Annotated in this window: 13 protein-coding genes and 1 tRNA gene; 3 read left to right on the top strand and 11 right to left on the bottom strand. The window is 40.1% G+C overall.

What is annotated here, in order from left to right; translation table 11 throughout:
* Window positions 1-20: 20 nt before the first annotated feature.
* Window positions 21-593, bottom strand: a complete 573-nt coding sequence (locus tag IPZ59_RS17105; protein WP_236137265.1) for a peptidylprolyl isomerase — start codon at window positions 591-593, stop codon at window positions 21-23.
* A gap of 233 nt (window positions 594-826) precedes the next feature.
* On the opposite strand from IPZ59_RS17105, the gene IPZ59_RS17100 reads away from it, so the two are divergent.
* Entirely contained in the window at window positions 827-2,014 is a 1,188-nt protein-coding gene (locus IPZ59_RS17100; RefSeq protein WP_236137264.1) for a GAF domain-containing sensor histidine kinase, read from the top strand.
* A 41-nt stretch (window positions 2,015-2,055) separates the two neighbouring features.
* On the opposite strand, the gene IPZ59_RS17095 is transcribed toward IPZ59_RS17100, so the two are convergent.
* The 4 genes from IPZ59_RS17095 to trhA all read right to left on the bottom strand — a co-directional run bounded on the left by IPZ59_RS17095 (window position 2,056) and on the right by trhA (window position 8,901).
* Complete coding sequence (locus IPZ59_RS17095) at window positions 2,056-3,192, bottom strand: 1-acyl-sn-glycerol-3-phosphate acyltransferase (RefSeq protein ID WP_236137263.1); 1,137 nt, start codon at window positions 3,190-3,192, stop codon at window positions 2,056-2,058.
* A gap of 107 nt (window positions 3,193-3,299) precedes the next feature.
* Window positions 3,300-7,853 carry a T9SS-dependent choice-of-anchor J family protein gene (locus tag IPZ59_RS17090; protein ID WP_236137262.1) on the bottom strand — a complete coding sequence of 1,518 codons (4,554 nt, stop codon included), beginning with the start codon at window positions 7,851-7,853 and terminating at the stop codon, window positions 3,300-3,302.
* A gap of 209 nt (window positions 7,854-8,062) precedes the next feature.
* A tRNA-Gln gene (locus IPZ59_RS17085) sits at window positions 8,063-8,135 on the bottom strand.
* A 127-nt stretch (window positions 8,136-8,262) separates the two neighbouring features.
* A complete protein-coding gene (gene trhA, locus IPZ59_RS17080) occupies window positions 8,263-8,901 on the bottom strand; it encodes a PAQR family membrane homeostasis protein TrhA (protein WP_236137261.1) in 639 nt (212 codons plus the stop codon).
* A gap of 198 nt (window positions 8,902-9,099) precedes the next feature.
* Between trhA and IPZ59_RS17075 the strand changes: the two genes are divergently transcribed.
* Complete coding sequence (locus IPZ59_RS17075) at window positions 9,100-9,348, top strand: hypothetical protein (RefSeq protein ID WP_236137260.1); 249 nt, start codon at window positions 9,100-9,102, stop codon at window positions 9,346-9,348.
* A gap of 140 nt (window positions 9,349-9,488) precedes the next feature.
* Here the strand turns inward: IPZ59_RS17075 and rplI are convergent, their stop codons facing one another.
* From rplI to IPZ59_RS17055, 4 genes are all read right to left on the bottom strand, one after another.
* A complete protein-coding gene (gene rplI, locus IPZ59_RS17070) occupies window positions 9,489-9,932 on the bottom strand; it encodes a 50S ribosomal protein L9 (RefSeq protein WP_236137259.1) in 444 nt (147 codons plus the stop codon).
* Between the two features lie 42 nt (window positions 9,933-9,974).
* Window positions 9,975-10,226: a 30S ribosomal protein S18 gene (rpsR, locus tag IPZ59_RS17065; RefSeq protein ID WP_189585721.1), complete on the bottom strand. Its 252-nt coding sequence runs from the start codon at window positions 10,224-10,226 to the stop codon at window positions 9,975-9,977.
* Window positions 10,226-10,594: a 30S ribosomal protein S6 gene (gene rpsF, locus IPZ59_RS17060; protein ID WP_236137258.1), complete on the bottom strand. Its 369-nt coding sequence runs from the start codon at window positions 10,592-10,594 to the stop codon at window positions 10,226-10,228. Before rpsF ends, rpsR begins: the two co-directional genes overlap by 1 nt.
* A 108-nt stretch (window positions 10,595-10,702) precedes the next feature.
* A complete protein-coding gene (locus IPZ59_RS17055; RefSeq protein ID WP_236137257.1) occupies window positions 10,703-11,623 on the bottom strand; it encodes a hypothetical protein in 921 nt (306 codons plus the stop codon).
* A gap of 30 nt (window positions 11,624-11,653) precedes the next feature.
* Here IPZ59_RS17055 and IPZ59_RS17050 point away from each other — a divergent pair, with 30 nt between their 5' ends.
* Complete coding sequence (locus IPZ59_RS17050; RefSeq protein ID WP_236137256.1) at window positions 11,654-12,253, top strand: methyltransferase domain-containing protein; 600 nt, start codon at window positions 11,654-11,656, stop codon at window positions 12,251-12,253.
* Here IPZ59_RS17050 and IPZ59_RS17045 read toward each other — a convergent pair.
* Window positions 12,247-12,942, bottom strand: coding sequence for an O-methyltransferase (locus tag IPZ59_RS17045; protein WP_236137255.1), 696 nt, complete (start codon window positions 12,940-12,942; stop codon window positions 12,247-12,249). The two genes, IPZ59_RS17050 and IPZ59_RS17045, sit on opposite strands and share 7 nt — an antisense overlap.
* Window positions 12,943-13,014: 72 nt before the next feature.
* Window positions 13,015-13,401, bottom strand: coding sequence for a Co2+/Mg2+ efflux protein ApaG (gene apaG, locus IPZ59_RS17040; protein WP_236137254.1), 387 nt, complete (start codon window positions 13,399-13,401; stop codon window positions 13,015-13,017).

Genomic DNA, 13,401 nt, shown 5'->3' with positions numbered 1-13,401 from the left:
TAAATATACACTTTTGTTTACTAAAGTCGATTTTTTAAATCACTTAATTGGTCACCGCTTAAACGTAAAATAGAGATTTCTAAGTACATATCTTCCAGTGGTTGATTTTGTGCATTTCGGGGTGTATGTACAAGTGCATCCACCACATCCATCCCTTGGATCACCTGACCGAATACAGTATAATCACCGTCTAACCTATGCACTCCCTCTTTTCGGTGAACGATGTAAAATTGGCACCTTGCGGATAGTTTTTCGGGATTATCATCTCTTCCTGCACCAACTGCTCCATAAATATGTTGTAAATGAGGGAAAATTTCTGGTTCAAGTAAGTACTCCGGATCAGTAAATCCCTCCTCAGTATCTGGACATCCACCTTGAGCGACAAATTCGGGAATGACCCGATTAAATGTCAACGAATCCCAATAACCAGCTTCTGCTAATTGAATAAAGGAAGCTTGGTGTTGGGTGGTTTCTGGATGAAACTCAACATAGATAGTTCCCAAAGGAGTTTTGATGGAAGCAACAGGTGTTAGTTTTTGTCCTTGAACCTGTTGATGAATTAAGAGAAAGATCACTAGTACGAATGGTCTCATATATATTAATGCCAGAAAACGATTGTAACAATTTACAAAAAATGAGTGTATTACCAAGCAGTATTATCGGCAAATGCAATAGTTATAGCTAATTCAGTTAACCTAATTGCCGGGCTACCTAAAGTGCGATTTTGAATGTTAACACATTGATTCACCTTCTAAAGAAGCAGGATATGAGATATTTTTTGTAATTTTAGTTAATTTATCCCCCATAACCCTTCAAATGCTTTGTTATGTCATCTACCAACGAATTTCAGCGCCTTTTGGCGTTAAGTGATTATGACTTAGATTATGCCAGTCTAGAAACACAATTTGCCGATTTGGCAAATTTGGCAGCTAAAGTTGCTGGAAGTCAGGTATCCTTGGTCAACTTGATTGATAATTACACTCAATGGTCTGTGGCTGCTGCAGGTCTATCTACCTTACAAATGGATAGACAAGATGCAGTTTGCAACTACACGATCATGGGTGTTGAGGCTTTGGAGGTCAAAGACTTGTCTCAAGATGAGCGCTTTCAGGATAAGTTTTATGTTAAAGGCGATCCTAATTTACGCTATTATTGGGGGACTCCTTTAACGAATCCTGATGGATATAATTTAGGTGCTTTGTGTATCATGGATACTGATCAAAAGGAACTCAGTCCTGAAAAAATAGAATTGATTCAATTGATAGGAAAAGAAATTGTCAATCGCTTAGAGATTTTGAAATCGATGAAGCAGATGCAGGAAGATATCAAGGGACTTAAAAATGATAAGAAAAAAGTAGCCCACGATATCAGAGGACCATTAGCAGGAATAGTAGGCTTAGCTGAAATCATTCAACATCAAGGAAACCAAGGTAATTTAGAGGACGTTTTAGAATTTATTCTGTTGATCCAAAAAAGTGGAAAATCTTTGCTCGAATTAGCGGATCAGATTATGAAAGACGAAGATCAGTATTTAAAGGGATTGCATTCCAATTTATTTAACCTTCAATCCTTGAAAGAAAAATTACAGGATCTTTATGGGGCACAGGCAAGGCAAAAAAATATCCAACTCAGGGTAGTTGCAACAAACGATTATTCAGAAATTAAATTTCCTAAAACAAAATTGCTTCAAATTATTGGAAATATTATTTCTAACGCATTGAAGTTTACTCAAGAAAATGGCATTGTTAAGGTTAACTTACAACTGGAGCAAATAGCTAATAACTTCAATTTAATTATTGAAGTTGAGGACAATGGAGTAGGGATAAGTTCAGAAAAAATCAAGGAAATTATATCAGGAGAAGCAAGTTCTTCCGAAGGTACCCAAGGGGAGTCAGGATTTGGTTTTGGACTAAACTTGGTGAAATATTTAATAGATGGTTTGAAAGGATCTTTGCAAATCGAATCCAAGGTAGGAGAGTTTACCAGATTCACTGTCAAAATACCAGTTGTGTGATGTTGATCCGGCTTGCACTCAGGTAGGGTATCCTACCTGGGTTAATCATCTAGCAATCGTTGTTGATTGGTTACCGGGTTTGCATACATGCAAAGAAAATTCTCCACTGCCATGGGGTTACTGGTATCCACTCCTTTTCGGAACCTTGCCTCAAACAAAGCCTTTTCTTTATCGCTGTATTGTCCCTTGTATTGATCAGAACCTGTCAACAAATCATGGGCGATATAATTGCTCGGCCACAGTTTGTATCCTATGATGATCTGCTCATCTACCAAGTCAGCCAAGGCTTGTAATTGCTTCACATTTCCACTGACCTCTTGGGAAATTTTTTCAATGCCTTGAGTCAAGACATCCCCGATATGAATATGTATTCGTTTTTTGGCTCCGATGATTCCATTCAACAGGGTATTGAAGTCTTCGTGTTCACCTTTAATATATGGCTCTTGCTTAGCCTTTGCCAAGAGCTCAGGCATTTTGAGGATATCTGTAGGATCATATTCGTACGAAATACTGACGGGTACTACATGGAGACGCTTGAAATAATCTAGGAAGTGCTCGCCTTCATCGGAAGCCATTGAAATCATCTTAAGCACTCCCTTGTGTGTCTGATCATTGCCGTCCTTGGTTCGACCTTCTCGTTGGGCGATCCATACCGAGCGGTTTTCGCGCAAAAGTGACTGACGAATAAAAGAGGAGATAAGCTTGGAACTTTCCAAAAGCTCACGTGCAGGCAATCCTCTTTTTACAGTGAAATTCCTAGTCAACTTCGAAAGGTGCTTTAAAAAAGGTTTTTTTACCAAATTATCCCCAATTGCTGAAGTAGTCATGAAATATCCTTGTTCATACAAACAAGCATTCAAGAGGGAAGTATCCAAAATAATATCCCGATGATTGGAAATAAATAAATAAGAAGTATTGGGTTCCAGTTTTTCAAATCCAGAGGTAGTAAGCCCTTCCGAACTTTTTTCCAATACCTTCTGTACTCCAGGATAGATAAAATTTATTTGAAAATCACGGATCGAATGACAGCGAAGCATCAAGTTTTTCCATTGCTCATCGTTCATGTCCGGGAAGGTGAAATTCATCATCGCTTTCAACATGGGGTGATCGATGATTTCACGGATTGCTTGGTTTACTTCTGTATCGTAATAAGGCCTGATTTCCTCAAATTGTGGCATGGTGCTTGGCATAGGTGCATGCAAAGAAAGTAAAAAAAGTCCAAAAATAGGTAAAAAAGAAGCCGTGCTCTCTTGAGCACGGCTTCAAATTACATGGAAAGATTAGCTTATCGCACAGTCAAACGCTGTACTGTCGTGCTACCCTGCTGATTAGTAACTACAATCAAATATACACCCTTGGCTAAACCTGTAACATCAAATTGTGCAAAACCTTCGCTTGTTACAATCTGATTGACAACAGAGCCAAAAATTGTTTTTAATTGGATGTTTACCATTCCTTCGGTGTTTCTTAGGGTTATGGTCACCTGCTGTGTAGCCGGATTAGGGAATACACGGACCTGATTACCTGTCAACTGCTGAGGGAAGCGATAGGTAGAAGACCTAGAGACACATCCATCTGCATCCTGAATCTCCACTTCATACAATCCGGCTCCGTTGATACGAGTAGTATTGGAACTGCCGCTTGCAATTAGCTGACCATTTTTGAACCAAGTAAAGGTATAAGGGCCTTCAATTGTCGTTAACAAACCTCTTTCAAAGTAAATTACAGGTGTAGGCAATGTTTTAACCGTGACCTCAAATGCATCACTGACTTGAGGGAAACAGCTATCAGAACCTACAATCACTCTGAAAAACGTGGCTTCAGAAATGCCTTGCAAAGGAAGTATGTCTACACCTTGGCTGCCTTCAATCGATTCCCAGCTAATACCGTCCACAGAACGCTCCCAAGTCACAATGGATTGAAAATTACCTCCAATAAGGAATAGGGAACTTTCTTCCGCGCTACAAAGCTGATCAGGACCTAGAATCTGAGGAACTTCCAAGTCACAGATCAACTCAAAGCGGGCCTTGACAGGTAAGTGATCAGAAGTCGTACGATCATAGGCTGGAATCAAGTCATACGGGAAATAAATTCGCTCAGAGTTGACCAACCAGCTTTCGTTCATCTCATTGCTAATGATTATATGATCGATCACATTTTCAAACGTCGGGAAGGTTCTCAATCCAGCATTGCTCAAGGAGATTGTGATAGGATTATAGTTTTCAGGATCGTTGATATAATTGATGAAAGATGTTTCAGACGTTCCTACAGTAGGAGCATCCTGATTTGCTACCGTCTCATCCAAATCATCATTGAAGTCACCTAGGATGATCAACGGTACATCTGCATAATGAGCATCTAAGGTGTCTTTCAACACATTTACATCATATCGACGCATGGCATAGCGAGGATTCGCAGCAGATTCTCCACCACCGTTGGAACGTGTGTGCACGTTGATCATGTTGATAGTTTTGCTTACCCCATTTTTCTTGGTTTGGATTTCCATTAAGAATGGAAGTCTGCCAGAAGCCCAGAATCGATCTCTTCCGGATGGATAATCTACCAATAAATCAGGAGTTACACCCGTTAATAATACCTTTGTCTGAAGTGTATCTATTGTTTCGAGTTTGAATAAGTAAGTTAGTTTTTGAGCTTCTTCCGCAAAATCACCTCCCGCAGAAGTAGCAGGAGAAACCACTCCTCCATACCCAGGTAATGCCTCTACAAGCTGATTGAATCTGCTTAAAGAAGCGATCTCTTGGAAAGCATAAATATCTGCATCCAAATCTTCAATCACCTTTTTTACATTTTCTAGCTGCAAGTTAACATTCGTTGGGCCATTGCTTGCTGAGCCAAACCACTCGATATTCCAAGTGACCACATCAAGAGTTTTGGATTTTTCAACGGTAGCTCCGGTTAAGAAACCTCTTCTTACTTGGATATCTCCAGAATTAAAGAAGATTGGACTGCTGAATGCACCAGCACTTGATGGATTAAACCGGATGCTTACAGTTTGTGTAGCACCGCTTTCCTCAGGAGAGAAGGTGATCGCTGAAGAGAAATTAACTCCATCTTTGGAGAATTCAAACCCATCTCCCGCGGAAATAGTCAAATCGGCGATGGCATCACTCAAAGAGAATTCAAATGAACGGGTCTGAGGAGCGATACTACCTACTGGTACAATACCAAAATGCCAGTAATCTACATTTCCAATGCTGTTTGTCAAGAATGGGGCAGGAGCCGTTTCGGAGTTTCTCAAAGAGAAATCATCAATTGTCCAACGGGCTGCTCCTACTTCAGGACCAGAAGTGTAGACAAATGCAATCCGTACATTAGCTGCTTTGAATGCAGAAAGATTTACTTCACCTGAGCTTGTCCAAGTATCTCCCTGGGCAAATCTATCTGCCAATTCTGTCCAAGTAGCCAAGTTTGGATCCCCATCTACATAGTCCGTAGATACTTTTAGTTTTAGACGAGGGCCACCAAAAGCTACCCTACTCCAGAATTCTAAGAGAGGGAAATCAAATGCTGTCAAGTCATAGGCAGGAGAGATTAACCAATCTTCGTTTAATACCGCTGTGCCAGCAGCAAATCCATTCATCTGAACACCAAATGGTGCATTAGCCGTAGGGGTGGTTCCAGCTCTTCCAAAGTTGCTACAAGACCAAGTTTGGTCGCCTGCTACACTTACTTGACTCCATCCTCCGCTTATTGGACTGAAATTCGCTACACAAATGGTATTGAAATCTTCCACAATATTGAAAGGATCAAGAATACTCGCTGTTACAGTCAAGGAAACTGGTAATGTGCCCTCTGTACTATGAGCAATTTGAGCATTGATACTTCCTGCTTGGGAAGTTTCAACCTGTACAAAAATAGTACTTGTAGCCATGACTTCAGCCGCTGGAATCAGCAGTTCGTTGGAGAAGGTATTGCCGTCCGTTGAAATGGTTATTCCAGCAGGAGCTACTACGCTCACGGCATCTGTTAAGTTAGTACCGCTGATTTGGTAACTCAACGAAACAGGCGTAGAGTTTAAGGATACTATTCCAAAATCTAATGCATCTACCGTCAGTTCAATCGTAGGAATGACTACTCCTTGCGCATTTTTCACAATACCAATAAATCGAGTTGCCCCGGTATTGCCTCCTTCGAAGTAATTGGTTACACGGGAAGTTCCAGTGGATGCAACTGTATTACCATTAGCAGATGTATTGCTTGTCGAAATGATTCTGAATTCTACCTCGCCGGATAGATTTTGTAAACTAGAGAGGTCAATGATTTGGTTGACAAATGTGCCAGTATGCTGCCATTCAGCAAGTCTCGATGTAAATCCATCTCCACTATACACCAAAGCCATGTCTCTTGGTCCTGTGTTGGAGGAAGAAGTTCCAATCTGTAGTTCAGTAAGATCTACCAATTGTCCAGGAGAAACGGTTATGCCAAATGTGAAGAAACGATCATCACCAGCATTCCAGCCATTGGAATTTATGGAATTTGCAGCCGCCGTTAGTCCCAATCCGGCACCTCTACTAATAGCTATTCCTTCGACTCCTGGGTCGAGTGATACACCCGGAGTTGACACTTGATTACCTGGTTCCCCTGTAAATCTATATTCAATCAAGGTGATAGGTTCAGGTTGTTCTTCTTCGGTGACTATCCCTAAAAACCGTACGGGAGAAAATACACCCCCACCTTCAGCAAAGTTAGCTACCCTTAAAGTTCCGGCATTCGCAATTCCTGTAGCGCCGTTGGCATTGATGTCCTCGTTTGGATAAATTCTAAACTCTACAGACCCTGTAAGCGTTTCCAGTGCACTTAAATCAAGAGTTTCATTAGAAAAGGCAGTTCCTGAATTGGACCAAGTGGCCAAATTACTAGTAAAATTGTCGACGCTGTAACGCAAGGCCAATCTACCTGGACCAGTACCAGATGATCTAGTGGCTAAAATGAGTTGTGAAAGTTTGGCTTCAAATCCATCTTCTATCGTTATTCCAAAAGCAAAGTAATCATTTACATCACTTACAGACCAAGCAGAACCGCTGATTGAATTAGCTGCTGCAGTAGGTGTTACACCTGTACCGCGAGTAAAATCTATTGCGGAGATACTCTCAGATCCCACACCTGTGGTGGAAGCTTGATTACCAGGTTGTCCAGCAAAATCCCAAGATGCCAGTGTGCTCAATAGGGGAGCTTCAGGCTCAGGATCGGTTGGCGCTCCTGTGAGGATCGTACCTTCAATGATGATATCATCTATTCTGCTAGTTCCTGTTGCTGCGATGAGGTTGCCTCCTACACTTGTGTTGGATGTGGAGATCCATCTCAAAAAAACAGTTCCTTGATTATTTGCTTCTGTAGGAACTGGGGTAGGGGAAAGTACTCCTGAAGTAAAGTTGTTGGCAGTCGTGATGGAACTGTTTGGGATGGCGGTCCATACTACTCCGTCTAAACTGAATTCTACTTGAAAATCCCGAGGACCAGTTCCTGAACTCTGTTGTCTGCTGGATACTGTTAGGTTGTCGTATCCAAGCGTATTGATGCGTACTTGCCAGTATTTCTCGACGCCTTCCGCAGCAGGCCATCCATTTGAGTTTTTGGAAAAGGTACCTGATCCTCCACTGCCTTGTACATATGAAGTAAAGTTGATGTTTACCGGAGTAATGGTCTGCGCATTTTCTCCAGTGTTGTTGGCGTTTCCGAGATCAGCAAAAATGCGATCTGCTGTTTCCGTAGCTTCAAATGTCCATCCTGCAATGACTTCGGTTTGGGCATGAATTGATATCATACTGCCAAAGATCAATAGGACCAACATGAGTGTTCGTTGTAAAACGTGTTTCATGAATGATTGATTTAGGTTTTGATTACGTGCATTTTTATTACTATGAAATGCAAGTAAATGTAAATCATTCACGGGGCTTAAACCAAATATTATTGTTAAATGATTGTTAAGAGAAATGAAATAAGGAATTTTCGTGTTGAATGGGTGTTTTTTGTAAAATAAAAATCTGAAACTAAGTAAATAAAAAAAGCAGCCGTTAAGCTGCTTAGTTGACCGACTAGGGCTCGAACCTAGACTCTTCTGAACCAAAATCAGACGTGTTGCCAGTTACACCATCGGTCAATTTTAAACTCCCTCTTTCGAAAGGTGTCACAAATGTAGGGGGTCTAGATTTTTTATGCAAATCCTAACCAAAAGTTTTTTCATCAAATAATATAATTCACTTACTTTCAAGAGGAAAAATTATTGACTACAGTGTTAGCATTCGCAAAATAGCTATGAAATGGCTGATTGTGCCTGCCAAAACAAACAGATGCCAGATCGTATGAGCAAAGCGCATCTGGGGTCGAGTATAAAAAATAGTGCCAAGTGTGTAGGCAATTCCTCCTACTGCAATCATAATCAAAACAGAACTATCTAAACTCTCCATCAAAGGTTTGATGAGGAAAATAGCCATCCAACCCATTCCCAAGTACAGAAATAAGGAAAGCCGCTTGAATCGGTGGGTGAAAAAGATCTTATAAACTGTCCCTACGACAGCCAGTCCCCAAATAATGCCAAAATAAATCCACCCCAGTGTGCCGCCTACAGCAAGCAAAAGAAAAGGAGTGTAGGTGCCTGCTATCAGAAAGTAAATTCCAATGTGATCAAAAGTTCTCAGCCAAGCTTTGATACGCTCTGCTTGAAAGGCATGATACAGGGTGGAGAAGGTATATAACAGCAATATGGAAGCCCCAAAAATGCTGCAGCTTACCACATGAATCGTAGAATCCTTCAAAATCGAGAAGGTGACGAGTAGTGATATAGCCACAATACTGAATAATACACCCAAACCATGGGTAATGCTATTCGCAAATTCCTCTTCAATGCTTTGTTTTCGTGTTACCATAGTGTGAATTACTTGATTTTGGGAATAAAACCCGGGTACCGAGCAGAATTTTTTTGTCTTTTTTGTTGATCGAAATCGATTGAGTTTAAGAATTAGTTATCTAATTCGCTGACATTTTTGCATTTATGAAATTAAATATTTTGTTTTGTTGAATAATTGCTAATCTTTTAAGAAAATACAAACCAAACATACAAAATTATGTCAGTCAAAATTTCAGAAAAAACCATTGTTTCGACGCTCGAAAAACTCGAGAAATTAAAGTTAGACGAAAAGCTTCATGCAGAACTGTCTTGGTGCTGGAATAGCTTTCAAGCGGATCAAAATCCAGTAGGAGTGATTGCTAAAAGCAAAGAGGCCCTTGAGCTTTTCAAAGCTAAAAGAGAGCAAAATGCAAAAGCAGTTGCAAAAAAGTTAATCGATGATTTAGAGAAGATCGCTGCGTTGTAATCCTGTTACCTACTTTCACTGACTCTTTGGTCAGCAAGCCTATAGTTTTTATGCTGCTGTTCTAAAGAGTCAGTTTTTTTATGCATAAAAAAACCGTCAATTGCTTGACGGTTTTTTTTGATGTATGATATAGGCGTGAATTACTCACCCACAACCACAAATTTGATAGCAGTTTTAACCTCTCTGTGAAGATCAGCTTCAGCTTCAAATTCTCCAGCTGTTCCAACTTCCATATTGATAGAGATCTTTTTTCTGTCAAGGATGATTCCTTTTTCTGCCAAAGCATCAGAGATCTGAATAGTGGTTACTTTACCGAAAATCTTTCCGGAATCACCAACTTTTGCTTTGATTTCTAAGGTAAGGTTTTCAAGTTGTGCAGCAATTTCTTCCGCATCCTTCTTCACCTTGTCCGCTTTGTGAGCAGCTTGCTTGATGTTTTCTGCCAAGATTTTCTTGTTAGATGTGGTTGCAAGTACTGCATAGCCTTGAGGAATCAGGTAGTTTCTACCATAACCTGGCTTTACTTCAACTAGGTCATTTTTATAACCTAGTCCTTTTATATCTGTTTTTAGAATAATTTCCATTGTCGTGCAATATTATTGGTGATAGAACTGAACAATAACGGATTATTTCAAACCGTCAGTTACAAAAGGCAATAAAGCCAAATGTCTAGCCTTCTTGATTGCATTGGATACTTTTCTCTGGAATTTCGCAGAGTTACCAGTCAATCTTCTAGGAAGGATTTTACCTTGCTCATTTACAAATTTCAATAAGAAGTTTGGATCCTTGTAATCGATGTACTTGATGCCGTTCTTCTTGAATCTGCAATATTTTTTTCTATTCTCAACTCTGTTGATAGGTTCGTTCTTAAGTGTCATTAGGCTTGCTCCTCCTTAGCTTCTGCTTTTTTATTAAATTCACCTTTTCTTCTCTTTTCAGCATAAGCCACTGCGTGCTTATCCAATACAGTAGTCAAGAAACGCATAACTTTCTCATCTCTTCTGTATTCTACCTCCAATTTCTTGATAAGCGTAGGCAATGCCTTGAACTCTACCAATACGTAGAAGCCGGTGCTTTTTTTCTCAATTGGGTAAGCCATCTTCTTAAGACCCCAATTTTCAACATTGATCACGTCTGCCCCCTCAGTTTTCAACAAGTTAACGAACTTGTCTACGGTATCCTTCATCTGAACATCAGACAAAACGGGAGTAAGGATGAATACCGTTTCATAATTTTTCTGGAACATGTATAAAACTTTTTAGTGTTTAAAATAAACAGGACGCAAAAGTAGAATTTTATTTGGTTTTTTCCAATAGAAGAAACCAATAAATCTCATCTAATTCTGCCATTCTGCTTATTTAACCTCGAATGTTTTAGTTCCGATCAAATAATTGTCTACAAAAATGCGAACTTCGTGTGTTCCAGACGCATAATTGCTTCCTTTTTCATAAAAGAAACTTAAAGTCTGTTGATTGTTGGTGAAGTTTATGTCGCGGTGAGTCGTAAAGAACTCTTCTTTACCATTCAGATTGAAGGTGCCAGAACCCTTTGCAATATCAAAAATGGGTTGATTGTTTGGTGCTATTACCTGAACAAATACATCTCTCGGACCTGCTTCGGCCACTTTATTGTCCGCAAAGTTGAACGTCACTTTCAATTTTTCAATCTGCCTGTTTCTAAAACCATCTTCCCGCTCTTTGCCACGGGAGTTTACAGCTGCTACAATAATATTTTCAGCCTTTAATTGGGCTGCAATATCTACTTTTTCCTGTAATTCCTGCTGACGGATATTGAGCTGGGATACCTCTTCCTGTATCTGAGCTTGGGTGGTTTTTAGGCCTTCATTTTCTGAATAAAGTTGCTGATTGATTTCACGCAGACGTACGATTTCTTGGTCTTTTTCAGCCAGCGTTTTATTGTAGGAGCTGATTTGTCTGTTCAATGCTGCAATTTCATCAGCAGTTCGCTTTCTATCACTCGATCTTTCTTTGACCAATTGTTCACGTATTTCTTGCAAGGAACTTACCTCACCGCCCAGTCGTTCTATTTCTTGAATCCGTAAATCTAGCTGATAAGTCATGGAATCTAATCGCTTATTGAGGTCATTGTTTTCTCCCGATAGTAAAATGATTTCCTCAGATTTACGTGTCTTATCTATGCTGTCGGAGTACAATTTGATTCCGCTCAAAATCACTAAAATGACCAACACAATGATTAAAATATTCTTGCCAGTGTCGTTTTTTTTAGTCTTTTCTTGTTGAAAATTCGGATCCATAAGAGGTAGCTTAATAATTGATTAATAAATATGACAACATTTCTTTCTTCTCAATATTGGACAGACCGCTATCAACAACAACAAACCGGCTGGGATATAGGTAGTCCTTCTTACCCACTTAAGCAATATTTGGACCAAATTCAAGACAAGTCTTTACAGATCCTTATACCCGGAGCGGGAAATGCTCATGAAGCCCAATATGCTTACGAATCGGGATTCTCTCAGGTTCATATTTTGGACTTTTCTGCCGTTCCTTTGGAACACTTCAAACAAAATTGCCCAAAATTCCCGACTGCCCAAGTTTTTCATCAAGATTTTTTCCACCATCAGGGAAACTACGATTTGATTTTGGAACAAACATTTTTCTGTGCCTTGCATCCGGAGCAAAGAATGGAGTATGTGCAAAAAATGCATTCTCTTCTAAAACCAAGTGGAAAGTTGGTTGGGGTACTATTTAATAGGGAATTTGAAAAAGCAGGACCTCCCTTTGGTGGATCAGCGGCTTCTTATCAATCCATCTTTGAGCAGTATTTTGACGCGGTGTCCATAGAACCTTGTTACAATTCCATTCCTCCAAGAACCGGGTCCGAGGTATTTATACAAATAGCCTTGCCTAAACAGCATCAATAATCCAAGATATAGGCTTCTCTGGTAAAGGAAGGATCAAAGAAAACAATACCGCATTCAAAGAAATCAAAAGACAAATGTACTCGTGGATGGCTTTTAATGGCATCCCATGCTTCCTCCATTTCTCTCGACCAATGAATATCTCCGATAGCAAGGATACTTTGCTCATGCAAGTAAGGGAGTAGAAGCTCAAAATACTGCAGGCTCGCAGTTTTGGTATGGGTGGCATCCATCAGTGCAAAATCAATCGATGCTAGTTCCTTTAGGAGAAGAGGCAAGGTTTTCCTGATATCACCCAAAAGGAAGTGAATGTTAGAACGCTGATGGTAGGCTTGTGCTTTTTCCCATAAAGCCTCACTGCCCTCGAGTGTATAGACTTGAGCGCTGCCTATGGTAGAAAGATAGTGGGCGTTGACACCTGTACAAGTTCCCAATTCCAAGACATGTCTTGCAGGAGTCATTTGACAAAAGAACCGGTAAAGTTTGTTGAATTTACGACTGGAACTGCTGTATTTAGTAACTTCAGCAGCGGTTCGGAACTTTCGTTTCAATTTTCTAGAACCCGCTCCAAAGTCTTCGATTTCTAACAATTCAGCATCAGTCAGCAGTTGCTCACGAATACTTTCTAACAAAAAGTCTTCTTCCTGATTTTCCTCTCTTGCTTGTAAAAGCCCTTCATATAGTTTGTACACGCGAGGGGATTGAAGCGAGTACCGGTCTTCTTTTAAAAACCAATGACGGAGATACGGGATTAACAAAAGGAATTAATTATTAAAAACAGTTGCGATTAATTGGAATTCCGGTATCTCTACTTCGATTAGTTTTCCTGTTTTAATCACTTCCATCAGGTATGTACCACTCATTTTACCCAAACCTGATTTTAGGTTGCAGCCAGAAACATACTCATGTAGCTGTCCGGGTTCGAGGGTTGGTTTTCTACCGACAACTCCATCCCCTTGAACAATTTTGAGTTGATCTCCAGCATCATGTATTTCCCAATGTCTTTTGAGTAACTTCACTGTTGAATCGCTTTTATTTTCAATAGTTACCTTGTAGGTGAAAACAAAATGATGTTGCTGAGGATTAGAAAAGTCGGCTTGGTATGTCGTCTCCACAGTAACTTGGACCCCTTCGGTTGTAGCAGATACCAT

Origin of the sequence: Mongoliitalea daihaiensis, from assembly GCF_021596945.1 — a bacterium.
In the GTDB taxonomy this organism is placed as follows: Bacteria; Bacteroidota; Bacteroidia; order Cytophagales; family Cyclobacteriaceae; genus Mongoliitalea; species Mongoliitalea daihaiensis.
Note: the sequence above shows the minus strand (reverse complement) of the source record. Positions and strands in the feature narration are given on the sequence as shown.